Raw genomic sequence first — 23,752 nt, 5'->3', positions numbered from 1 at the left:
TCGAGGGATTATAAACTGGCGCAGACTTCGCAATCCGGCACAATACGAGTTTTTGGCGCCCTGCCCGCGCCCCGCCCGCCGGATGTATCCGGGCGGTATCGCACCGTGAACTCTGTACTTGGGAAGCCATATGCAAATTGATCCTTCGATCTTCAAGGCCTACGACATCCGTGGCATCGTGGGCAAGACGCTGACCCCGGAAGTGGCCCGTTTCATCGGCCTGTCCTTTGGGTCGGCAGCCGCCGAACAAGGCGAAAAGACCGTCGTGGTCGGCCGTGATGGCCGCCTGTCGGGCCCAGACCTGCTCGGCGGGCTTGTGGAAGGCCTCCGCTCGGCCGGTCTGGACGTGATCGACATCGGCATGGTCGCCACGCCAATGGTGTACTTCGGCACCAATATCGAACTCGATGGCCGCCGCGCGACGTCCGGCATCATGGTCACGGGCAGCCACAATCCGCCCGACTACAACGGTTTCAAGATGGTGCTCGGGGGCAAGGCGATCTACGGCGAGCAGATCCAGGCCCTGCGCCAGCGCATCGATGCCGGCAATTTCACCAAGGGCGCCGGCGGTTACCAGCTTGTTGACTTGCGCCAGCAGTACCTCGATCGCATCGTTGGAGATGTGAAGCTGGCACGTCCGATGAAGATCGCGCTCGATGCCGGCAACGGCGTGGCCGGTGCGTTCGTTGGCGACCTGTTCCGCGGGCTCGGCTGCGAGGTGACCGAGCTGTTCTGCGACGTAGACGGTCATTTCCCGAACCACCATCCCGATCCGGCTCACGTGGAAAACCTGCAGGACCTGATGCAGTGTCTGCGCGACACCGACTGCGAGCTTGGCCTGGCCTTCGATGGCGACGGCGACCGCCTGGGCGTGGTTACCAAGGACGGGCAGGTGATCTTTCCGGACCGGCAACTGATGCTGTTCGCCGAGGAGATCCTGTCGCGCAACCCCGGTGCGCAGGTGATCTACGACGTGAAGTGCACGGGCAAGCTGGCGCCGTGGATTCGTCAGCACGGCGGCCAACCGCTGATGTGGAAGACGGGGCACTCGCTGGTCAAGGCCAAGCTCAAGGAAACTGGCGCGCCGATCGCCGGCGAGATGAGCGGCCACGTGTTCTTCAAGGACCGCTGGTACGGCTTCGACGATGGCCTGTACACGGGCGCCCGGCTGCTGGAAATCCTGTCGCGCCATGCCGACGCCAGCGCCGTGCTGAACGCATTGCCGAATTCCAACTGCACGCCCGAGCTGCAACTCAAGTGCGCCGAGGGCGAAGCGTTCACGCTGCTCGACAAGATCCGCGCCAATGCGAAGTTCGACGGCGCGAAGGAAGTCATCACGATCGACGGCGTGCGTGTGGAGTATCCCGATGGCTTTGGCCTGGCGCGTCCGTCCAACACGACCCCCGTCGTGGTGATGCGTTTCGAGGCCGATAACGATGCCGCGCTGGCCCGCATCCAGGCAGAGTTCAAGCGCGTGATCCTGGCCGAGAAGCCGGATGCAAAGCTCCCGTTCTGAAGCTGTGCAGGCATCGACCGTAGAGACACCGTCGCCATTGGCGGCGGTGTCGCCGTTTGCGCTGCCCGCACGGCCGCGCATCCTGATCGTCAAGGTATCGTCGCTGGGCGATGTGGTCCACAACATGCCGCTCGTGCATGATCTGCGCGCGCGCTGGCCTGAGGCCGAGATCGACTGGGTGGTGGAAGAGGGTTACGTCGACCTGGTGCGACTGCTGCCTGAAGTGGGCCGCGTGATTCCGTTCGCGCTGCGCCGCTGGCGCAAGCGTTTCTGGAAGGGCGAGACCTGGGACGAGATTGGCGCCGTGCGCGATGCCATTCGGGCCAGACCATATGACGCCGTGCTGGAAACCCAGGGTTTGCTCAAGACAGCCATCGTGGCGCGCACCGCGGCCCGCGCTGCCGGGGCACCGGTGATCGGGCTGGGTAATGCCACGCAGGGCTCCGGCTACGAGCCTGCCGCACGATTGTTCTACACTGCGCCGATCAAGGTGCCGCGCCAGACCCATTCGGTACGCCGTTCACGTCTGCTTGGCGCTGCGCTGACAGGCATCGCACCGCCCGAGCCGCCGCGTTTTTTCGGCCCTGCCGCGAATTCTCTGAATATCGACGATCCGCTGTGGGCCGATCTGCCCGCGCGCTTTGCGGTTTGCTTCCATGCCACGGCCGGTGCGAAGAAGCGCTGGTCGGTGGCGAACTGGCATGCGCTCGGGCGCAAGCTGCATGCTGAGGGTTTGACCGTGCTGCTGCCGTGGGGTAGCGAGTCTGAGCGCCGCGACGCCGAATCGCTTGCCGCAGGCATTCCTGGCGCGCGCGTGCTGCCGCGATTTTCGGTCATGCAGGGCTTTGGGCTAATCAATCGCGCGGAAGTGGTGATCGGCGTCGATACGGGGCTGGTGCATATTGCTGCTGCCCTGTGCCGTCCCACCGTCGAGATTTATACCGCCACATGGCGCTGGAAGACGGAAGGCTACTGGTCAGACCGTATCGCCAATGTCGGCGATGACGGCATCGTGCCGACCGTCGACGAAGTCCATGCCGCGTCCATGCGCGTGCGCGGAGTGGCCGCCTGATGCTTCGTTTTGTCTATACCCTGTTGTGGCTGGTGATCCTGCCACTGGCGCTGCTGCGCCTGGTCTGGCGGTCGCGCAAGGAGCCCGGCTATATCCAGCATGTGGGCGAACGGCTCGGCCGGTATGGCGATTTGCCGGCGACCGGCCCGTGGCTGTGGGTCCATGCGGTATCGGTCGGCGAGACGCGCGCGGCGCAACCATTGATCGATGCATTGCTCGCGGCCTATCCGGAACATCGGCTGCTGCTTACGCACATGACGCCGACCGGACGTCAGACTGGCGCACAGCTTTACGGTAGCAACCCGCGCGTCCAGCAATGCTATCTCCCTTATGACATGCCCTGGCTAGTGCGGCGCTTCCTTGCGCACTTCCGCCCTGATGCCGGGCTGATCATGGAAACCGAAGTTTGGCCGAATCTGGTGCACGTGACGCGGCGCGTTGGCGTGCCACTGTTCCTGGTCAACGCGCGCCTGTCGCCGCGCAGCTACCGGCGCACGGCGCGCTTCGGCAGCGCAGCCGCTTCGCTGTACAACGATTTCACGATGGTGCTGGCCCAGACCGCCGGCGATGCCGAACGCTATCGGGCGCTCGGCGTGAAGTCGGTGCAGATCACGGGCAACCTGAAGTTCGACATGCAGCCGCCGGAGACTGGCGTTGCACGTGGACAGCTTCTGCGGCGCGCGTTTGGCAATCGGCATGTGCTGGCCGCGGCAAGCACGCGCGAAGGCGAGGAGCCGCTGATCCTGGAGGCCTTTTCGCGCTGGCCCGGAGCCGATCGTCCCGCTTTGCTGCTGGTGCCGCGTCATCCACAGCGCTTCGACGAGGTGGCCACGATGGCCACGCGTGCTGGATTCAGCGTCCAGCGGCGCAGTGCACTCGATATCGAGCAGATCGACTCCGCGATCACTGCCGACGTCGTGCTCGGAGATTCGATGGGCGAGATGGCGATGTATTACGCGGCCTCGGACATCGCCTATATCGGCGGCAGCCTGATCCCGTTGGGCGGGCAGAACCTGATCGAGGCATGCGCCGTCGGCACGCCAGTGCTGATGGGGCCGCATACGTTCAATTTCGCGCAGGCGACCGAGGATGCGATTGCTGCTGGCGCCTGCGAGCGTGTGGCCAATGCGGATGAGTTGATGGCCGCTGCCGCCGCAGTGCTCGACGATCCGGTGCGGCTGGCGGACATGCGCGGCCACGCATTGACGTTCGCGGGGCTGCACAGGGGTGCCACGGCGCGCACACTGGGCGCGCTGGCGCCAGTGTTGCGCTGACATACGGGCGCGATGCGTTTCAGTAGACTAATTCTTGCCTGAGGCTTTTGATCCGCTTGCCCTCTCCTGACGGTGCTTCAAAGAGCGCTGGTTCGCTCCCCTCTCCCGCACGGCGGGAGAGGGGTTGGGGGAGAGGGCAGGCGCTTGAGCCGCGCAGGTGCTTCAAGCAAAGGAGCAAATCGATGCAACATGTTCTCCGATCCTTGGTCATGACACTAGCCCTTGCTGTCACCGCCGCGATTTCAGCTTGTACTATGGGGCCGTTGCCCAATACCCCTTCAGCCACCACCAGCCTCAACGAAACCCGCTCTAGCGGCCCCAGCCGATGGGAACTGGTGCGTTGGCAACAGGCCGATGGCTCGCTGCGCGATATTCCCCACGGCGACAACGGCCAGCCGATCGTCTTCGACTTCAGTGACGGCATCGATTCGCAGCAAGGCACGGTGAGCGGCACCAGCGGCTGCAACCGCTTCACGGGCGGCTATGGCAAGACCGCCACCGGCATTCGCTTCGACCACATCGCCGGCACGCGCATGGCCTGTCCTGGGCCGCGCATGGAACTGGAATCCGCGCTGCTCAAGGCGATGGCGGCGTCGTTCACCACGGTTGGCACGCAGCCATCGGCGGGGTCGACCGGACGGCAGATCATCTGGAAGACTACCGACGGCGACCTGCTGCAGTTCGTTGAACGCGAGGGCGTGGGCCAGCGCGGCGCGAAGATCGATGCGGCGTCGGGCAGGGAGAAGATCGTCTACATCGATTCCCAGCGCGTGGAATGCTCGGGCGTAGGCCGCATGCAGTGCTACCGCTGGCGCGAATCGGCGGATGCGCCGTGGCAGCTCTGGTATGGTCCGATCGAAGGGCTCGATTTCGAGCCCGGCGTCAGCTACAAGCTGCGCGTGCGCGAATACCAGGTGCCGAACCCGCCGGCCGATGCGTCGTCGATCCGGTGGCAATTGATCGACGTGGAAGAACGCATACGGGCGAAGTGACCAGCGGCGACCGCGCCGAGAGGTGGGCACCGGGGATGGGTGGGTGCCCGATCGGATAGAATCCGGCCAGATTTCAGACGTGCCACAACACAGTGGCGCTACCGCCGCTTCACGAAGTCCCAATATGACCGACAGCAACAAGCTCCTCTCGAGGATGGCAACCGTCCTCGTTTTCGCCTTTCCTGTGTTGATCCTCTGCGTGCCCCGAGGAGCGGGCGTATTTCTGGCGGGAGTCGGTGTGCTGGCGTTGGTTGGCTGGCGGGGTATGGGGCAGGCGTGGCGCGAGCATGCCGATGTCCTCAAGCCGCTGGCCATCGCGGTGCTGGCGTTCATGGCCGTCTACGTTGGATCGAAGCTCTACTTCCACACGCCGTGGAACGTGCTCGACAATCCTTCGCGAACGCTGCTGGCGATCCTGACATGCTGGGTCATCGCCCGCACGGCGCCCAACCCGGCGAGGTTGTGGCAGGGAATCACCGTCGGCTTGTGCCTGGCACTGCTGATTGTGATCTGGCAGAGGTTCGCGCTTGCAACCGAGCGGCCTTCTGCATTTGTGCAGGCGATTGCTTTTGCCAACATGGTGGCAGCGCTGGCGCTGGTTGGCTTTGCGCGCCCCGGTCACAGCCGCGCGGCAAATGCTATCGCCTGGTTCAACATCGTTTGCGCGGTGCTGATCCTGATGCTGAATGGCACGCGTGGATCGCTGTTGGCAATGCTCGTGACACTGGTGCCCATGCTTCTGGCTCGCTACCGGCGCTTCAGCATGCGCATGTTCGTAGTGGCAGCAGCAAGCATTGCGGTACTGGGCGCGGCAGCGTGCATCGTGCCTGGCAGCCCACTTGGCAAGCGGGTCGACGAGGTTGTTTCGGAAATCCGCCAGTTCGATCAAGGCAACCCAGAATCTTCGATAGGCGCGAGATTGATGATGTGGGGCGCCGGTATGCAGTATTTCGCCTCGCATCCGTGGACGGGAATTGGGGTCGGACAGTTCGCCCGAATCCTGCAGGCAACGCCGTACTGTGAACAGATCAGTGACCCCGTGGCGCGCAGTCATTCCATCGTCTGCGTGCTTGAGCATGCGCACAACGATATCGTCGAAGCTGCTGCTACCACGGGCCTGCCCGGATTGCTCACCATGCTCGGGCTGTTCCTTGTGCCTGCCGCGCTGTTTGTACGCACGCTTCGCATATCGCGGACCAGGGGGAACGCACAGGGCATCCATCTGGCCGGTGCTGGACTGGGCGTGGTGATGGCCAGCATGATCAGCGGATTTACCCAGGTGACCACGGCTCATCAGGCCAACGTCGTCTTCTATGCGGGGCTTATCGGTTTGCTGCTGGGGATGGCAGGGCGCGAGGCCTATGCGGCCAGCGCCGACGGGGCTTGAACATGCGCGCGGTCAGCTTCGCGGCGTAGCGCCAGGAGCCAGGCTCTCGCGCCGGCCGCGCTCACCGCGTGGCGGCATCGGAGAGGGCGCGGCGCCCCCCTCGTGTTTCCGGACAACCAGACGGCTTTTGGGGGCTATAGCGTGGGCGGACACGCTCATCGCTACTCATGAATTGCACGCTTAGGACGGCGATTGCCTTGAGCTGATCTATGTTAGCCCTGCAGCCTACTAATAGTGGTAGGCATGAGAGACGCAAAACCTGCCACCGTCGTCGATTCAAGCAGCGCGCACAGCGTCCGAATGTTGAGCCTGATGGATTGCTTTCCCACCAAACCAAAGTTCCCGTGCTCCTAAGAGTCGCGTCAGTGCGCATATGAAGACCAACGGGAAGGCCAGATCTCGCAAGAGGAAGGTGTCGGAAAGCACAGACATAACGCACGTGTACGCAACATAGCCCGCAGCATAGACTGCTATCACGGCACCATTTCTGACGGCCCACAGGTAGATGATCGCAAACAGAAACGACACTGCGATAACGGCCGGAATCATGCCGAGTAAGCCCAGATCCTGATAGAAGGAGCGCGCAGCGGTGTAGATGTTTGTGTACACGGGCTCGTAGACGTACTCCCCGAAATTTCCTAGCTTCACATGGCACAGGCCAACAGCATTGCATATTCTGTATGCCTCGGTCATTAGATTTACCATCGGAGGCGAATCTGACATATAGACGTCGTAGCCACCAGGCTGCACGAAGACGTCTTGGTCTTCTAGGACGACTACTGGATTCGAGCCGGAACCCGAAACGAAATTGTCGATGCCTGACCATGCGCCGGCCACGTAATTGTAGAGATTGCCCCCCCCCTCTTCGCCTTGACCTCTGATGATTGGCATCAGCACGACAAAAATTGCCACCAGTGTGACAAGCCATGATCCAAGTCGCAGCAACTTGGCCACTTTGATTTCGAACATGAACAAGTAGGCGTACAGCGTCAGTATTAGGATGCGCATCAAGCCGGAGCGCTCAAGGAAACAAATCGGGTACAGAGAAGCCAAAACTATCGAAGTTGCTACCTTGGCACGCGAAACATGGCCCGCCCTGAGCAAAGCCAGCATTGCGACTGGGGCGATGTAGTTCACGTACCGCAGTTGGCTGAGCAGCCTGAACGGCAGTGGCACATCGTACTTCTGGGTGGCCAGCACGCCGCGCAGAGCCGACATGTTTGGGTGGGCGTCCAATGGCATCCCCGCAAAGGCCGCCGCACTGATCAAATACGATAGTGCGGAAACGGCCGCCAGTACCTGCATGGCCAGTAGAACAGCGCCAATACGGCGTCCCCGTCTTTGGTCTATCAACAGTTCCGAACGGGCAATCGCTGCGTGCCCTCCCATGGCGGATGTGAGCCACACGCCGGGGACTACGAACGACAACCAGAAGATCAGGAGCACATAGAGTGTGTCCTCCCGAAGGAAATCCTCACCTGCAAGATAGATCAGGCTGCTAGCAGCCCAAGCGCAGGAGAAAATGACTACGGGGGAAAGAATGAATATCTTCCGGTTCTTGAGGACGGTAAACGCCGCCAGCAGTAGCACTGCGGCCAAGATGCACAGGATAGCTAGAAGAGTACCCATTTCATTGCGCTGAGTTAGCGACGACGTAGTGCGCGCATGACAATCGGAGGCATCAAATCGTTGATAAGTTGGCTTGCCGCAACCCGTGCCTTGCCTTTGCGGTTTTCCATGCTTTCGCCCGGGCGAAGACGATAGTCCGTAGTGTTGTCCGGGACTTCGTCATAGATTGCCTTGGAGGCAGTGTAGTAATAGAGAGCGATGGACTTTCGCGTCACTCCTGGAGGGCAGGCCAAGTCATCTGGGTGGCCGTGGAAGCTCGTGGCATCCGTATTGAAGACTACACAACGATTGAAGATCGGCGACACCTTCTTGACGCAGCCTTTCATCCCCCGATCCCACAGTTCCAGGCGGCCACCCCATTCGTCCTGCCAATCTTTGTTCAGGTAAATCAGCACATTCATGCGGCGCTCTAGACTCAATCGTCGCTGGATGCGGAAATCGGCATGGATGCCCAGTTTGCCAGCCTGCGAAATTTCATGCAGACCGCCACCGTCAAAAAATGGATCGGCGATAAGCCCCTTGATTCCCGTCATTCCCTCCAGAAAATCAATGAACGGTTCGGAGTTCAGGAAGTGGAACAAGGATCTGATATAGGTCGATGTCAGGAAAGTAGGATTGTACTGGGCCTTGCCCTTCCCGCCGACATAGCCTTGATTATAAACTTTGGCGCCTGTGAGGTCCCCTTTTGGGAACTCCTCCAGAACTCGATCCAATACGGACTGTGGCAGGAAGTCGTCCAACACAATATGCGGGAACGGCTCGGCATTCGTGTACTGGTCCAGCATCAGTTCACCTGTCGCACGAGCAACCTGTGGTTCAAGGAAGAGGGGATCGCTTTCGCGACCAAGGGCAAGCACCGGCTCGATCATTGTTGCTACTCCGAGATGTATAGTTTTTGCTGTGGCCCGCTATGGTACAGCCTCAGTGTCGATAAGGTCCGCACTGATCCCAAGGAATGGCATTTAGTGATGCTGCTGGCTCTTTGTAGAGGGCTGGGCTTTGCGTCTAATCGCCACTTTTCGGTTCGACTTCTGCGTTTGCGTGACCGTTAGCAGTTCGCGCGGATGGCGGGACAAATATGAATCCGCAAATTCGACTGGGTCGGGCATCGGGTCGATGGAGCCAAGTAATGTCACGATCTCCCCGTTGGTTGTCGCTTCAGCGGCCTCTTTTAGGTCAAAGCACGCACATAAGACCCCCCGTTTGGTACGAGTTAGAGATATAAGTGATGCTTTTGCTGGTAATGCTTGTGGTCCCAGTCGCGACACCTACGGCGCGCGTCAGCGGCGCCGGAAATTGAACGCGGTCAGGTTCGCGGCGTAACCCCCGGAGCCACGCTCTCGCGCCGGCCGCGCTCGCCGCGTGCCGGCTTCGGTGCGGACGTTGCGCCCACGCTCGTCTTCCCCGGCAACTTGTACATCGCCCCCGGCGCCGACGTCAGCAGCGTATTGATCTGCACCACGTCTTCCTCCGACAGCACGCCTGTGGAAGCCTTCAGGCGCATGCCGTTCATGATCGTGTCATAGCGGGCCTTGGCCAGATCCCGCCGGGTCTGGTATAGCTGCGCTTCCGCGTTCAGCACGTCGATGTTGATACGCACACCGACGTCGTAACCAAGCTGGTTCGATTCCACTGCGCTTTGCGCCGAGCGTTCGGCGGCCTCAAGTGCTTTGACCTGGGCCAGGCCGTTGTACACGCCGGAATAGGTTTGCCGCGCGCTTTGCGCGGCGGTGCGGCGGGCAAACTCAAGATCGCTGGCGGCCTTGTCGGCAAGTGCCAGCGTTTCGCGCACGCGTGACTGGATAAAGCCGCCCGAGTAGATCGGAATGCTCAGCTGCACGCCCACGACGCCGGAGTTATAGCGGCTGCCGATATTGCTGAGCTGCGTGGCCGTGCCTTGAGCGTTGGTGTAGCCGTAAGACGCGACAAGATCCACGGAAGGGAGATGGCCGGCTTTGGCCTTGTTTGTCTCACGCTGAGCGGCCTCGAGGTTGTAGCCCGCGATGCCCACCTGTGGGTTGCTTTGCTCGGCCTGCGATGCCCATGCGTTCACGTCGGCCGGCGCTGGGCCCGGGATTGCCGCTTCTGGGCGCAGGCCCAGCAGTTCTTCAGCAGGCTTGCCGGTGATCTGCTGCAACGTGGCACGGGCAACTTCGAGCGCGCTCTGATAGGAGATTTCCGTGGATACGGCCAGGTCGTAGCGCGCCTGTGCGTCATTGGTGTCGGTGATCGTCGCGGTACCGACCTCGAAGTTGCGCTTGGCCTGCTCGAGTTGCTGTGCGATGGCCTTTTTCTGTGCGCCGGCCAGGTAGAGGTTGTCCTGCGCGGCCAGTACATCGAAATACGCCTGCGACGCGCGCGTGATCAGGTCAAGCTGGGCCTGCTGGAACGTGACCTCGCCGGCCATGACGGCCAGTTCGCCCTGCTTGTAGGTTTCCCAGCGATCCCAGCGGAACAGTGGCTGCGTCAGCTGCAGCGCCCAGGTGTTGGCATTGAAGTAGCGGGTGACGTCGACCGGCGAAGTGTAGTCGGCCATCGTGCGTTGTGCCCCGGCCGTGCCCAGGACCTGCGGCAGCAAGCCCGACCGGGCCTGCGGCAGTTTCTCGCGCGTGGCCAGCAGTTGCGCGCGCGCACTGGCGAACTGGGCGTCATTGGCTTGCGCGTCGCGGTACACCTGCAGCAGATCGGCCGCCCCGGCGGCAGGAAAGTGCAGCAGGGCGGCAAGAGCAGCCGCGAGCGCCAGGGAATTCCTGGCCGCACCGGGCACGGCGGAAAGCGCAAAACTCATGACATCTCCAGCGCGGCCAGCTCTTTCGGCGCGGCCATCGTTCGGTTACATCGACGGGTGGTACGGCAAGAAACTGCGGAGGTGCTGCTCGGCGGGGTGACCCCGGGCAGCGCGGTTCGCCGCCCGGGACCTGTCCGTGGTCAGTACTGCGGGACGGACGGATCGACTTGCGTCGACCAGGCGTGAATACCGCCGGTGAGGTTGAAGACCTTGGCATAGCCCTGACGCTCAAGGAAGTTCGCCACCTGCATGCTGCGCGCACCGTGGTGGCAGATGCAGACGATATCGGCGTCTTCGTCGAGTTCGTTCAGACGGGCCGGAATCTGGCCCATCGGGATATGCGTGATACCGGGCATCGCGGCGGTGCGGATCTCGATGTCCTCGCGCACGTCCAGCAGCACTGGCTTGGCACGGCTGGCATCAGCCAGCCATTGTGCGAGTTCGGGAGCGGAAATGACCTGCATGTCGAGCTTCCCCTCAGAACTTGAAGCGCGACGGCTGAGCGGCGCCTTCCAGCGGCTTGGCCACGGTTTCGAACAGGTTGACCACCTGGTACTCGGTTTCGGAGACGCGCGTGATAATGCGGGCTTCCATGACCGGGGCCTCGCCAACGATTGCGGCGATGCGGCCGCCAACCTTCACCTGGGACAGGATCGACTGCGGAATCTCTGGCACCGACGCCGAGATGCAGATCACGTCGTACGGTGCTGCCACGGCCCAGCCGTCTGCAGCGTTGCCTTCGGCCACGTCGACGTTGGTGATGGCTGCCTTGGCCAGGTTCTGGCGGGCCAGCGCGGCGAGCTCGCCGTGGATGTCCACGGTCAGCACGTGGCGGGCGCGGTTGGCCAGCAGGGCGGCCATGTAGCCCGAACCGGCGCCGATCTCGAGCACGTTTTCATGCTTGCGCACGTTCAGGTCCTGCAGGATGCGCGCTTCCACACGCGGCGCCTGCATGTTCTCGCCGCACGGCAGCGGGATCTCCATGTCGACGAAAGCCAGTGCGGCATAGGCCTGCGGCACGAACTGCTCCCGCTTGACCACGGCCAGCAGGTCCAGGATTTCCTGGTCCAGCACGTCCCACGGGCGGATTTGCTGTTCGATCATGTTGAAACGGGCTTTTTCGAGATCCATCTTGCCTTTCCTTCCAGATACTTGCGGGGTTGCGCTGCCAGTCAGCGTGCTGCGTGACGTTCAGCGCTGTTGTTGCGGTTGATGCCGGGTGACGTCCCGACCGGTGCCGAAGCCGCCGCCTGTCGGGAGGTTACGCAAAAGCGCACTATTTTACTCCCTTGCACCGGGTTGGCATGTTTACAAAGCATTAGAAACCGGGCGGACTTCGTGCCCTGGCGGTGCCGGGGCAAGGCTCCGCTGACGCTCATTGTTCCGTGTCCTCCGGAAGCGCCTGCGCGGACGCCTGTTCTGCCAGCATTTCGTCCCGGATCCGCTCCCACGCAAAGGGCCCTTGAGGCGGAGGCAGCGGAGCATCGCGCGCCGGGCCGGTGGTCAGGCCGAACAACAGCACGTGCAGCAACTGGTCGATGAAGGCGTCGGGGGCGATGGCACGCACGTCGATCTGGCTGAATGCGCTACGCCATAGCATCAGGAACACCAGCGGCGCGCAGATCAGCGTGGTGGTGGGATTGGCCGGGGCGGCGCGGAACTCGCCACGCGCCACGCCGCGCTCCAGCACACGCGCGAACATTTCGTCGCCGGGGCCCATCACCTCGTCCTGGTAGAACTGGGCGATGTCCGGAAAATTGCGTGACTCCGCCATGATCAGCTTGGTCAGGCCCGCCACGGGTGTGGAGCCGATCAGGCCCCACCAGCCAAGCAGCAGTTCGCGCAGCAACTCCGGCGTGGAGCCTTCGTACCTGTCGACCAGGTCGATGCCCCGTGCGAGCGCCGGCACCATGTTCTCGCGGACCACGGTCTTGAAAAGCTCTTCCTTGTTTGCGAAGTACAGATAGACCGTGCCCTTGGATACCCCGGCCGCTGCGGCAACATCCTCGAGTCGCGTGGCCGCATAGCCGCGCTCGACAAACAGGTCCAGCGCGGCGGCGACCAGTTCCTGGGGGCGGGCGGCCTTGCGCCGGCTCCAGCGTCGCGCTTCAGGATCTTTCTTGGGGAGTGCAGAGGTCACGGGTATGCGGGGCGGCGGTGTTCCTGTCGCGCTGCGGCAGGAGGAAAATTAATAACCTTTGGGTCATTAATGTAGAGGAGCCGTTACATACGGTCAAGCAGAGCGGGTTGGCGGGCTATGAGTGCAGCCGGCATCTCAAGTTGCCCTTTGTTTCAGGTGCCTGTGCCACTGTGAGGCACAATTGCGCCTTTCTCCGGTCTGATGGGGTCGTATCGGATTCCTGTCTTGCCGTATTGACGGCAGTTGCCGCACAAACTTCACCATGTCCTGCCAGTCTGACCTCTCATGCCGCGCCGGCTGCGGCGCCTGCTGCATCGCGCCGTCGATCACCTCGCCGCTGCCGGGCATGCCGCAAGGGAAGGCAGCGGGACAGCCATGCGCCCAATTGCTGCCCGACATGCGTTGCGCGGTCTTCGGGCGCCCGGAACGCCCGGACTTTTGCGGTGGCCTGCGCCCCTCGGTCGAGATGTGCGGTGATTCGCGCGACTCGGCGCTCGTGTGGTTGACGCGGCTGGAGGCCATGACCGCGCCGGCATCCAGTCCGGATGGCGGCCGTATCTGATGGAGGTTGATGGATGATTGCGATGACGCGCCGGCGCTGGCTGGCTGCAGCGGGTGTTGCCGCGCTGGCCACGGCCGGCTGGCTTGGCGGTTGCAGCGTGTTCCGTGACGAATACACCTTCTCGCAAAGCCAGTTGCAGTCCGCGCTGGAGAAGAAGTTTCCGTTCAACAAGCGGTACATGGAGCTGTTCGATATCCAGCTTGCCAATCCGCAGCTCACGCTCGACGCCGCGCACAACCGCGTGACAGTGGCCTTCGACGCGACGATCGACAATCGTCTGTTCTTCCGCCAGCCGCTGACGGGGCGATTCGCGCTGGACAGCGCGTTGCGGTATGACCAGCCCTCGCGCTCGGTCGTCCTGCAGGACCCCGAGGTCAGGCAATTCGACGTGCAAGGATTGCCGAGCCAGTTTTCACGCCAGCTAAATGCGCTTGGCGGAATCCTCTCGGAGCAGTTGCTCCAGGGCTATCCGCTCTACACGTTCAAGCCTGAACAGCTTCGGCTCGCTGGCACCAACGTGGAGCCCGGTACAATCACGGTCTTGCCGGACGGTATCAACGTCAAGATTAATCGGCCGTAAATCCGGTTCAACAATAATGCATGCGCCCGCGCTGTGCCGGCGGGTCTTGCGCTTACTTTTCGCGCCTCCCTTTCCTGATTCCGCATGGATATTGCACTCGCCCTGAAAGCCGTCATCCTTGGCATTGTCGAAGGACTGACTGAGTTCCTGCCTATTTCCAGTACTGGCCACCTGATTCTTGCGGGGCAGTTGCTCGACTTCAACGACGAGAAGGGCAAGATCTTCGAGATCGTTATCCAGTTCGGCGCCATCCTGGCCGTCTGCTGGGAATTCCGGCATCGCATCGGCACCGTGATCAGCGGCCTGACCAGCGACGTCAAAGCGCAGCGTTTTGCCATCAACGTGATCGTGGCCACGATACCGGCCATCGTGCTGGCCCTGGTGTTCGGCAAATGGATCAAGGCCCATCTGTTCAACCCGATCACCGTGGCGACGGCCTTCATCGTCGGTGGCGTGGTGATTCTATTGGCCGAATGGCGGGAGGCGAAGCGCGGCACGGTGTCGCGTCCTCAAGGCAATGCGTTGCTGGAGGCTGCCAAAGCCGGCGCACCGCGCATCGAATCCGTCGACGACCTCAACTGGCGTGACGCGCTGAAGGTTGGTCTCGCCCAGTGTTTTGCGCTGGTGCCGGGCACGTCGCGCTCCGGTTCGACGATCATCGGCGGCATGCTGTTCGGCCTGTCACGTCAGGTGGCCACGGAGTTCTCGTTCTTCCTGGCGATTCCCGTGATTTTCGGCGCCACGGTCTACGAACTCTACAAGGCGCGCGCGCTGCTGTCCGCCGATGACCTCGGGATCTTCGCGGTGGGCTTCGTATTCGCGTTCCTGTCGGCGTTTCTGTGTGTTCGCTGGCTGCTGCGCTTTGTGGCTACGCACGATTTCAAGCCGTTTGCTTGGTACCGGATCGCCTTCGGGATCATCGTGCTGGTGACGTGGTGGACAGGTATCGTGTCCTGGCACGCCTGATGGGCTGATGGGCCGATGGACCTGAAGCCCTGATCGCCTGAATGCAAAAGAGGGGCTGTTGCCCCTCTTTGTCTTGCTGCTTCCGACTTACTTTCCGAATTACTTCTTCCGGAACACCACGTCCCACACCCCATGACCAAGGCGCAGGCCGCGCTTTTCGAACTTGGTCACCGGCCGGTAATCGGGCCGCTCGGCAAATCCACCTTGCGCCGTCGACGTATTCTCCAGCGCCGATTCGCCCGACAGCACCTCTACCATCTGGTGCGCATACTCTTCCCAGTCGGTTGCGCAGTGAATGTATCCACCCGGCTTGAGCCGGCTGGCAAGCAGCTTCACAAGCGGCGGCTGCACCAGGCGGCGCTTGTTGTGGCGCTTCTTGTGCCAGGGGTCGGGAAAGAAGATGTGCACGCCATCGAGCGAATTCTCGGTGAGCATGTGTGCGACGACTTCCACCGCGTCGTGCTGCATGATGCGCACGTTCTTCAGGTCACGCTCGCCGATCAGCTTGAGCAGGGCGCCGACACCAGGCTCATGCACCTCGCATCCCAGGAAGTTGTCTTGCGAACGCAGGCCGGCGATATGGGCCGTCGTCTCACCCATGCCAAAGCCGATCTCAAGAATCGACGGTGCCTCGCGCCCGAACGCGGCCGTCCAATCGAGCGGCTCGGGATTGTAGGGCACGACAAACGTCGGACCCAGATCGTCGATGGCCCGCTGCTGCCCGGTGGACGTGCGTCCGGCGCGCCTGACGAACGAACGGATCCGGCGCGGATGCGCAACTTCGTCTCCCGGATTCTGGGTGGCGTTGGAAGCGTCAGTGGACTGCCCGGAAGTGCCTTCGGCGTCGTCGCCCGGCACCGGCTCGGTAATGATGTCTTGGGGAAGCATGGCAACAAAAAGCCGCCGGGCGGACTGCCGATCATCGCGTTGACCGGGTGCCAGAGGCGGCTTGTGTAGTGAGAGTGGAGCGGGCGATGGGAATCGAACCCACGTCTTTAGCTTGGGAAGCTAAGGTAATAGCCATTATACGACGCCCGCGAACCGGCAATTCTATGCGGGAATCCGCAGTTGGTGCAAGCATGTGATGCTTTCGCTGCATACAAGGGTGGCGTCGCCTTGATCATCGCCACGTTTGCCCATTCGCCTTGTCCCACTGACTTCGTGGCCCAACCCGGCGCACAATATCCGCTTCCGACACAACCAGCGCCCCCCCGTGCACCCGATACCTGCCCACCGTTTCAACACCGAACTGCTGCCCCGTATCGCCGAACGGGTGCAAGCGCTTTCCCGTGGGACGCTGCAAACCGACGTCCTGCCATCGGCGTCACCCGACCAGCCGGCTCGTCTGCGCATTTGGGCGGTGGCGCGTGCTGGAGGCGGCCGCTATGCCCATCCAATCGATATCACGCTGTCGTGGGACAGCTATGAGGTGGACCGGCTGTTCGCAACGGGTGGCGATCTGAGGTTCGCCGAGTATCTCGATGCCTTGCCCGGCAAGCTCGATGCGTGGCAGGAGGCGCGGCAGGTCGACTTCAGTTCGCGCACGCAGGCCGATCCCACCGTGCTGCTCGGCGGGCTCGATTTCGAGCATCTGCTTCGATAGCCTGCGCACGCTCCCGGCGCTTTGCGAACGGCTCAGGGCTTCACCAGCAACCTGCAGGTCGCACGCTCTTCGGCGCCAGCGTCCAGCCAGCGCAATCCTTGCCCGTGGCCGATGGCATTCGGCAGGCCCAGCCACGGTTCCACGCAATAGAAATCGGAATCGTCGCGCTCTGTCCATGTGGTGACTGCGTACCATGGCGTCGTGTCGGCGTCGTTTAACCCGATCTCGATCGTGCGGGACGGCATTGCAAGGCGTACGGGCCCGGCGGCGCGGAGGACGTGAAATGTGTCCTGCAAGCGCGGATCGTCAACGGTGTACGTCCCATCGCCGGTTTCGGGGGTGTTCAGGCTGCCGTCGCCATTCTGGCGAACGCGTACCGAGGGCGGCATCGACAAGCGGCTTTCCGCGCGCAGCGCATGGGGAAGGTCGAAGTAGAAGTGGTGGCCCGCGTAATAGGGCAGCGGCTGGTCGCCCGTATTGCGCGTGGCAAGCGTGGCTTCAAGCCCGTCGGTGAGCAGCCGGTAGGTCACGGTGAAATCGAAACTGTAGGGATAGCCTGGCCGGGTGGCGTCGGACGATGCCAGTTGCAGGCTCACGGCGGATTCCGAGGCTTCCACGACCTCAAATGGCAAGTCGCGCGCAAAGCCATGCTGGGGCAGTGCGTGAACCGTCCCGTCGCGGCTGCGCCATTTTCCCGCTTCACCGTCGACGAAGTGACGTCCGATAAACGGAAACAGCAGCGGATTGCCGCCGCGTACCTTGGCCACGCGGGACCAGTCGGCATCATCCGGCCAGAACAGGATGTCCTGGCCGTGATGGACCCACCGTACAAGCCGGCCGCCGTGCTCGGGGGCGAGCAACAGGTAGCAATCTGCGTCTCCAATCCGGAGGAGGTCCTGTCCCTGGTATTGCTGCGTTGATGTCATCGTCGCGCGGTCTGCGGAAAGTCCGGGAAACGGAAGGTTAGCGCATGCCACCGCCTTGTGGCGGCACGGCATTAGCGCAGCGACGGCCTCCTCCAGGCTCAGCCGAACATCTCGTCGCTCATGTGGATGGTCTCCCGCAGCAGCGGGTAGACCTGGCCTTCCCAGCGCTTGCCGTTGAACACGCCGTAGTGGCCCACGCCGGTCTGGATGTGATGCATGCGCATGTACGGGCGCAGGCTTGCGCACAGGTCCTGCGCGGCCATGGTCTGGCCGATGGCGCAGATATCGTCACGCTCGCCTTCCACGGTCAGCAGCGCGGTGCGGCGGATCGCATCCGTCGACACGCGGCGCCCCGCAACGTCCAGCAGTTTCTGCGCAAGCAGGAACCGCTGGAACACCAGGCTGACGGTTTCGAGATAGAACTCGGCCGTCAGGTCCATCGTCGCAAAGTACTCGTTGTAGAAGGACTGGATCTCGTCGGCTTTCGCGTGTTCGCCGCGCATGCGCAGGTCATACAGGTCGCGCAGCGCCTGCTCGTGGCGCTCCCGATTCATGCTCATGAACGCCAGCAGTTGCAGGAAGCCTGGATACACGCGCCGCATCGCGCCCGGGAAGCGCCACGGCACGTAACCGATCAGGGTGCTCTCGAACCACTCGATCGGGCGGCTAGTGGCCAGTTCATTGACCCTGGTCGGGTTCACGCGCGCATCGATCGGACCAGCCATCAGCGTCAGGCTCGGCGGTTGTGCGGGGTCGCCGTCCTCGGCCATCAGCGCAACGGCGGCCAATGCTGCCACTGTCGGCTGGCACACGGCCACAACATGCGTGTTGCCGCCCAACGCGTGCAGGAAAGCGATCAGATGCTGCACGAATTCATCGAAGCCAAAGCGGCCACAAGCCAGTGGAACGTCGCGCGGGTTGTGCCAATCGGTAATGTAGACGTCATGGTCGCGGAGCATCGTCTCCACGGTGCCACGTAGCAGCGTGGCGAAGTGGCCGGACATGGGTGCTACCAGCAGCACACGTGGCTGCTGCGCCGCCCCTTCACGGCGAAAGCGAAGCAACGTGCAGAATGGTGTACGTGTGACGACTTCCTCGATCACGGGAACGTCGTCGCCGTGACCATTCACCTTGACGTGCTCGATGCTGAATGGCGGGCGGTAGTGGGTCAGCCGAGCGAGCGCCAGCACCTCGCAGCCGGCGCGCAACGAGCGCAGCGACTCGCTATCGTCGGCACGGCGATAGCCCGCGATCAGCGTGGCGATGATGTCGGCCAGCGAGCATGCCGGCTGCATCATGTCCGCATAGGTCTGGTAAGCCTGGTAGAGCATGGCTCGGTCCCCCCACTTTCGTCGAGCCCCATTGCCGCAATATATATGCCATCGGTACCCATGTTGGCACGCGGCTTGCAAATTTCGTGCGCGAGGGCACGTAAAGTGGGCAACGCTGCCCGCCGGCGCTTTGACGTGGGGATGCGCGGCGTCGCACTGGTGCTCGTCCCCGCCGCAGCGCACCGCGCGGGTGCGTACTGGCGGAACGCGCGTGCGCCGCCGATACTGCTTAGCGAACATCGCACAATGCCCCGGGGGCAGAGGAGGCACGATGTCGAAGACAACGCTGACGATCAGCAGCAAGACATATTCGTCCTGGTCACTGCGTGGATGGCTGCTGGCCCGCTTTGCCGGGCTCGAATTCGAGGAGGTGCTGGTGCCGCCGGATGATCCTGCGGCGCGTGCAGAAATCCTGTTGCTGTCGCCATCGATCCTGGTGCCGTGTCTGCGCCATCAGGGTGTCACCGTTTGGGACACCCTGGCGATTGCCGAGTACCTCAATGAAATCCGGCCAAAGGCGAAGCTGCTGCCCGACGATCTGGTGGCACGCGCGTATTGCCGGGCGATCTGCGGAGAGATGCATTCCGGCTTTGCCGCGATGCGCGCAGCGCTGCCGATGAATCTCAAGGGGCATTTCCCGGGCCTGAAAGTCTGGTCGCGTGCGCAGGCGGATATCGACCGCATCACCGAGATCTGGACCGAGTGCCTGCAGCGCTACGGCGGCCCGTATCTGTTCGGCAAGCATCGCACCATGGCTGACGCGATGTACGCGCCCGTTGTCACGCGCTTCGTAACGTATGGCGTGAAACTGGAGGCGCCGCTCGTCGAGTTCTGCAAGACGATACTGGCCATGCCCGAGATGCAGGAATGGATTAGTGCCGCGCGTGAGGAACCCGACGAGATCACCGAACTCGATGTCGAGTTTTAGGCCGCCTGCGTCGTGCGAGAGAGATAGTCGGCCGCGTAAGCGAAGTACCAGTCCAGGCACTCGGGGTTCGCCATTGCGTCGCGATTGGCGATCTTCTCCGGCGCGTGGCCAAGCAGCAGCTTCTTGATCGGCACTTCCATCTTCTTGCCTGACAGCGTGCGCGGCACGCCGTGCACCTGCAGGATCTCGTTCGGCACATGGCGCGACGACAGCGCCGTGCGAATCCGGGCGCGCAGTGTCTCGCGCAGCGCATCGTCAAGGGTCACCCCTTCGCGCAGCACCACGAACAGCGGCATGTAAGATTCGCGGCCCAGGTATTCGAGATCGACCACCATGCTGTCGAGCACTTCGGGCAGCTCTTCGACTACGCGATACAACTCGCTCGTGCCCATGCGGATGCCATACCGGTTGATCGTCGCATCCGAGCGGCCATAGATGATGGCGCCGCCGCGCGGTGTGATGCGGATCCAGTCGCCGTGGCGCCACGCGTTCGGGTAGGTGTCGAAATAGCTGTCTCGGTAGCGTTTGCCGTCAGCGTCGCCCCACAGGAACAGCGGCATCGAAGGCATCGGCTCGGTACAGACCAGTTCGCCCACCTCGTCGATCATCGCGCGGCCATGGTCATCGAACGCTTCCACCTTTGCACCCAGGCAGCGGCACTGCATCTCGCCCGCGTAGACGGGCAGCAGCGGGCATCCGGCCACGAACGATCCGGCAAAGTCGGTGCCGCCTGACATCGGCACCAGCCAGATGTCCGAACGCACATGTCGGTAGACCCAGTCGTACGCTTCCTCCGGCAATGGCGATCCCGTGGAGCCGAGCCCACGCAGGCGCGAGACATCGGCGATTTTCGCAGGCTCGACGCCAGCCTTCATGCAGTTGGTGAAGAACGCTGCGCCCGCGCCGAACATCGTCACGCGTGCTTCATCGACAAAGCGCCACAACACGCCGGCGTCGGGCCAGGCGGGGTTGCCGTCGTAGAGCGCGATGGTCGCGCCGAGCATCAATCCCGCCACCTGTGCGTTCCACATGATCCAGCCGCTGCTGCTGTACCAGTGGAACACATCGTCGGGGCCGAGGTTGTTATGGAGCGCCATCAGCTTGATCTGTTCGATCACGACGCCGCCGTGACCGTGCACGATCGGCTTGGGCATGCCCGTGGTGCCGGACGAGTAGACGATCCACAACGGATGATCGAACGACACCGCAGTGATCTGCAGTGGCACGTCGTGCGCCAGCGCGTCGGCCCAGGCATGGCGGCGCACGCGCGGCTCGACAGTGATGTCACTGCCTATCGACGGCACGATCAAAAGATCGGTCAGCGACGGCAGCGCGGCGACGAGATCTGCGATCACAGGTGCCCGATCGTACGTCTTGCCGCCATAGCGGTAGCCATCGACGGCGATCAGCACCTTCGGCTCGATCTGCCGGAAGCGGTCAATCACCGCCACCTGGCCCATGTCGGGCGCGCAGCCGGACCAGATTGCGCCCACGCTGGCGGTGGCCAGGAACGCGACGATCGTCGCCGGCACATTGGGCAGGTAACCAGCCACGCGGTCGCCGCGCGTAACGCCCATTTGCCGCAGGGCATGAGCGACGGACGCAACCTGCGCTTCCAGCGTGTCCCAGCTGATATCGGCCAGCGGTTGCGCTTCGCCTGCATGGCGAATGGCCGCGCGTTGGCGTGCAACGCCCGTGCCTGCGTGGCGAAATACCTGCTGGACGTAGTTGAGCGTGGCGCCTTCAAACCAGCGCGCTCCCGGCATGGTGCGGCGATCGAGCACGCGCTGCGCAGGGGTGTCGAAGCGCACGTCGAAGTAATCGACGATGGTCTGCCAGAACGCTTCGATATCGGTGACCGACCATTGCCAGAGGCTGGCGTAGTCCTTGAAGTCAAGGCCGCGCTCGCGGCGCAGCCATGCCATGTACGCAGCCAGGCGGCTACCTTCGGCGAACGCGGCCGACGGCGTCCACAGTGGCTTCCCAGCCTCCGTTGCAACGGTCATCTGTCTCCTCCGCAGCCCGTCTGCGCGGGCCATTAGCGTGGTTGTTGTCGTGTGGATTGCCGATGATAGCGGGCAATCGCGCTATTTGCTGGTGCCTGCCTCGAACAGTGAGCCCCACAGTTCATCCACGCGAGCCTTGACCGCCGGGTCCATGGTGATCGGCGTGCCCCATTCGCGTGTGGTCTCGCCGGGCCATTTGTCGGTGGCGTCGATGCCCATCTTCGATCCCAGCCCCGAGACCGGCGATGCGAAGTCGAGGTAGTCGATCGGCGTGTTGTCCACCATCACGGTGTCGCGGGTCGGGTCCACGCGCGTGGTGATGGCCCAGATCACTTCCTTCCAGTCGCGCACGTCGATATCGTCATCCACCACAACGATGAACTTCGTGTACATGAACTGCCGCAGGAAGCTCCAGACGCCGAACATCACGCGCTTGGCATGGCCCGCGTACTGCTTCTTCATGCGGACCAGCGCCATGCGGTAGCTGCAGCCTTCGGGCGGCAGATAGAAGTCGGTGATCTCCGGAAACTGCTTCTGCAACAGCGGCACGAAGACCTCGTTCAGTGCCACGCCAAGCACGGCCGGCTCGTCGGGCGGCTTGCCCGTGTACGTCGAGTGATAGATCGGGTCACGCCGCATGGTGATCCGGTCGATCGTGAAGACCGGGAACCAGTCCTTCTCGTTGTAATAGCCGGTGTGATCGCCATACGGCCCTTCCAGCGCGTGCTGGTAGCCGGACGGATGGTTCGGATCGGGCTGGATGTGGCCTTCGAGAACGAATTCGGCGGAGGCGGGTACCGAAAGCTCGGATAGTGTGGGCGTGATGCAGCCGGCCAGCGCGGTGCGGCTGCCACGCAGAAGGCCGGCGAACTGGTACTCGGAAAGCGTATCGGGTACCGGGGTGACGGCGCCCAGGATGGTGGCGGGGTCGGCGCCAAGCGCCACGGCGATCGGGAACGGCTTGCCCGGGTTGGCCAGCGCATGCTCGCGGAAATCAAGGGCGCCACCGCGATGGGCCAGCCAGCGCATGATGACCTGGTTGCGGCTGATCACCTGCTGCCGATAGATGCCAAGATTCTGGCGTTTCTTGTGCGGGCCCTTCGTCACGACCAGGCCCCACGTGATCAGCGGCGCGGCATCGCCGGGCCAGCACGTCTGGATCGGCAGGCGAGCGAGGTCCACGTCGTTGCCTTCCCAGACGATTTCCTGGCAAGCGGGGCTGCTCACGCGTTTGGGTGCCATGTCCCATACGGACTTGGCCAGCGTGAACAGCTTGCCTGCCTCACGCAGGCCGCGCGGCGGCTCGGGTTCCTTGAGCGCGGAAAGTACACGTCCTATATCGCGCAAATCTTCTAGCGACGATGCGCCCATGCCCAGCGCCACACGTTGCGTCGTCCCGAACAGATTTGCCAGGACTGGCACTTTATATATATCGCCACTGTCGCTACGCGGCTGCTGGAACAGCACGGCCGGGCCGTTCGCGCGCAGCAGCCGGTCGCAGATCTCGGTCATCTCGAGGTTCGGGGATACCGGCGTTGCCACGCGTTTCAGCTCGCCGCGCTGTTCGAGCTGACTGATGAAATCGCGCAAGTCTTTGTATTGCATAGTGAAATCGGTTCGGGATGCGGCGTCGCGGCAAGCTTCGGCGCGACGTTTCCAATGTGTGTGACGATACACACGCCGCCTCAAAGGCGCAAAAAAATCGTACCTGCGGGCAAATCGAAATTGTAAGTAATTTGCGAGGTCAGCCAATCGGGCAACGGTACGCAATGCTAGGCCTGGCCTGTGATTCGGGGTTTGCAGGTGCAGCACGGATCGCGCAAAAGGCGCCGTTACATATTTCAAAAAGTAGTATGTTTTCGTTTCGTTATGCTTGACGGGTTATAAAAGCGTTCCTACAATCCGCTCTGCTCTGTGAGGTGTTGCGTTGCAGCATGTCTTCTGATCCTCTGTCAATAGGGTGACGACGAATTAACTGCAAATACAACAACTCAATCGACTGCCATCAAGAGGCTCCCGGGAGGTGCCCAGATGCGTGGTCCCCTGGTGGGA

At 62.6% G+C, this 23,752-nt stretch carries 21 protein-coding genes and 1 tRNA gene; 10 read left to right on the top strand and 12 right to left on the bottom strand.

The window, feature by feature from the left end:
* Window positions 1-130: 130 nt before the first annotated feature.
* From B552_RS0122070 to B552_RS0122050, 5 genes are all read left to right on the top strand, one after another.
* Window positions 131-1,516, top strand: coding sequence for a phosphomannomutase/phosphoglucomutase (locus B552_RS0122070; protein ID WP_019451232.1), 1,386 nt, complete (start codon window positions 131-133; stop codon window positions 1,514-1,516).
* Window positions 1,497-2,588, top strand: coding sequence for a lipopolysaccharide heptosyltransferase I (waaC, locus tag B552_RS0122065; RefSeq protein WP_026035927.1), 1,092 nt, complete (start codon window positions 1,497-1,499; stop codon window positions 2,586-2,588). Before B552_RS0122070 ends, waaC begins: the two co-directional genes overlap by 20 nt.
* Complete coding sequence (gene waaA, locus B552_RS0122060; protein WP_019451230.1) at window positions 2,588-3,862, top strand: lipid IV(A) 3-deoxy-D-manno-octulosonic acid transferase; 1,275 nt, start codon at window positions 2,588-2,590, stop codon at window positions 3,860-3,862. The genes waaC and waaA overlap by 1 nt, the downstream gene beginning before the upstream one ends.
* A 209-nt stretch (window positions 3,863-4,071) precedes the next feature.
* A complete protein-coding gene (locus B552_RS0122055) occupies window positions 4,072-4,854 on the top strand; it encodes an META and DUF4377 domain-containing protein (protein ID WP_035880174.1) in 783 nt (260 codons plus the stop codon).
* 124 nt (window positions 4,855-4,978) lie between these two features.
* Window positions 4,979-6,241 carry an O-antigen ligase family protein gene (locus B552_RS0122050; protein WP_035880173.1) on the top strand — a complete coding sequence of 421 codons (1,263 nt, stop codon included), beginning with the start codon at window positions 4,979-4,981 and terminating at the stop codon, window positions 6,239-6,241.
* 276 nt (window positions 6,242-6,517) lie between these two features.
* Here the strand turns inward: B552_RS0122050 and B552_RS0122045 are convergent, their stop codons facing one another.
* The 6 genes from B552_RS0122045 to B552_RS0122020 all read right to left on the bottom strand — a co-directional run bounded on the left by B552_RS0122045 (window position 6,518) and on the right by B552_RS0122020 (window position 12,798).
* On the bottom strand, window positions 6,518-7,870 hold the full coding sequence (locus B552_RS0122045) for an O-antigen polymerase (protein WP_019451227.1): 1,353 nt from the start codon (window positions 7,868-7,870) through the stop codon (window positions 6,518-6,520).
* Window positions 7,871-7,884: 14 nt separating this feature from the next.
* Complete coding sequence (locus B552_RS0122040) at window positions 7,885-8,739, bottom strand: 2OG-Fe(II) oxygenase (RefSeq protein WP_019451226.1); 855 nt, start codon at window positions 8,737-8,739, stop codon at window positions 7,885-7,887.
* A gap of 437 nt (window positions 8,740-9,176) precedes the next feature.
* A complete protein-coding gene (locus tag B552_RS0122035; RefSeq protein WP_019451225.1) occupies window positions 9,177-10,658 on the bottom strand; it encodes a TolC family outer membrane protein in 1,482 nt (493 codons plus the stop codon).
* Between the two features lie 140 nt (window positions 10,659-10,798).
* Window positions 10,799-11,122: a rhodanese-like domain-containing protein gene (locus B552_RS0122030; protein ID WP_019451224.1), complete on the bottom strand. Its 324-nt coding sequence runs from the start codon at window positions 11,120-11,122 to the stop codon at window positions 10,799-10,801.
* A gap of 13 nt (window positions 11,123-11,135) precedes the next feature.
* Window positions 11,136-11,789, bottom strand: coding sequence for a protein-L-isoaspartate O-methyltransferase (locus B552_RS0122025; protein WP_019451223.1), 654 nt, complete (start codon window positions 11,787-11,789; stop codon window positions 11,136-11,138).
* Between the two features lie 244 nt (window positions 11,790-12,033).
* Entirely contained in the window at window positions 12,034-12,798 is a 765-nt protein-coding gene (locus B552_RS0122020; RefSeq protein ID WP_019451222.1) for a TetR/AcrR family transcriptional regulator, read from the bottom strand.
* Window positions 12,799-13,060: 262 nt separating this feature from the next.
* On the opposite strand from B552_RS0122020, the gene B552_RS0122015 reads away from it, so the two are divergent.
* From B552_RS0122015 to B552_RS0122005, 3 genes are all read left to right on the top strand, one after another.
* On the top strand, window positions 13,061-13,360 hold the full coding sequence (locus B552_RS0122015) for a zinc/iron-chelating domain-containing protein (protein WP_019451221.1): 300 nt from the start codon (window positions 13,061-13,063) through the stop codon (window positions 13,358-13,360).
* Window positions 13,361-13,373: 13 nt separating this feature from the next.
* The gene (locus B552_RS0122010) at window positions 13,374-13,940 is read left to right on the top strand and encodes a DUF1439 domain-containing protein (protein ID WP_019451220.1); all 567 of its coding nucleotides are present in this window, start codon (window positions 13,374-13,376) and stop codon (window positions 13,938-13,940) included.
* 84 nt (window positions 13,941-14,024) lie between these two features.
* On the top strand, window positions 14,025-14,906 hold the full coding sequence (locus B552_RS0122005) for an undecaprenyl-diphosphate phosphatase (RefSeq protein WP_019451219.1): 882 nt from the start codon (window positions 14,025-14,027) through the stop codon (window positions 14,904-14,906).
* A 99-nt stretch (window positions 14,907-15,005) separates the two neighbouring features.
* Here the strand turns inward: B552_RS0122005 and trmB are convergent, their stop codons facing one another.
* Window positions 15,006-15,794 (bottom strand): tRNA (guanosine(46)-N7)-methyltransferase TrmB, encoded by a 789-nt coding sequence (trmB, locus tag B552_RS0122000; protein WP_019451218.1) that lies wholly within the window; start codon window positions 15,792-15,794, stop codon window positions 15,006-15,008.
* Between the two features lie 75 nt (window positions 15,795-15,869).
* Window positions 15,870-15,944 (bottom strand) — tRNA-Gly (locus B552_RS0121995).
* 175 nt (window positions 15,945-16,119) lie between these two features.
* On the opposite strand from B552_RS0121995, the gene B552_RS0121990 reads away from it, so the two are divergent.
* Window positions 16,120-16,509: a DUF5594 family protein gene (locus B552_RS0121990; protein ID WP_019451217.1), complete on the top strand. Its 390-nt coding sequence runs from the start codon at window positions 16,120-16,122 to the stop codon at window positions 16,507-16,509.
* A 32-nt stretch (window positions 16,510-16,541) separates the two neighbouring features.
* Here B552_RS0121990 and B552_RS0121985 read toward each other — a convergent pair whose 3' ends face one another.
* A complete protein-coding gene (locus B552_RS0121985; RefSeq protein WP_026035925.1) occupies window positions 16,542-17,435 on the bottom strand; it encodes an aldose epimerase in 894 nt (297 codons plus the stop codon).
* Between the two features lie 98 nt (window positions 17,436-17,533).
* Window positions 17,534-18,766: a polyhydroxyalkanoate depolymerase gene (phaZ, locus tag B552_RS0121980; RefSeq protein ID WP_019451215.1), complete on the bottom strand. Its 1,233-nt coding sequence runs from the start codon at window positions 18,764-18,766 to the stop codon at window positions 17,534-17,536.
* A 271-nt stretch (window positions 18,767-19,037) separates the two neighbouring features.
* Here phaZ and B552_RS0121975 point away from each other — a divergent pair, with 271 nt between their 5' ends.
* On the top strand, window positions 19,038-19,694 hold the full coding sequence (locus B552_RS0121975) for a glutathione S-transferase family protein (RefSeq protein WP_019451214.1): 657 nt from the start codon (window positions 19,038-19,040) through the stop codon (window positions 19,692-19,694).
* On the opposite strand, the gene B552_RS0121970 is transcribed toward B552_RS0121975, so the two are convergent.
* On the bottom strand, window positions 19,691-21,700 hold the full coding sequence (locus tag B552_RS0121970) for an acetoacetate--CoA ligase (RefSeq protein WP_019451213.1): 2,010 nt from the start codon (window positions 21,698-21,700) through the stop codon (window positions 19,691-19,693). The genes B552_RS0121975 and B552_RS0121970 overlap by 4 nt on opposite strands.
* Window positions 21,701-21,781: 81 nt before the next feature.
* On the bottom strand, window positions 21,782-23,305 hold the full coding sequence (gene ubiD, locus B552_RS0121965; RefSeq protein ID WP_019451212.1) for a 4-hydroxy-3-polyprenylbenzoate decarboxylase: 1,524 nt from the start codon (window positions 23,303-23,305) through the stop codon (window positions 21,782-21,784).
* Between the last annotated feature and the right edge of the window lie 447 nt (window positions 23,306-23,752).

It is taken from the genome of Cupriavidus sp. BIS7 (assembly GCF_000292345.1).
Taxonomy (GTDB): Bacteria; Pseudomonadota; Gammaproteobacteria; order Burkholderiales; family Burkholderiaceae; genus Cupriavidus.
The sequence above is the reverse complement of the archived record's forward strand: the minus strand, read 5'-3'. Positions and strand labels throughout refer to the sequence as shown.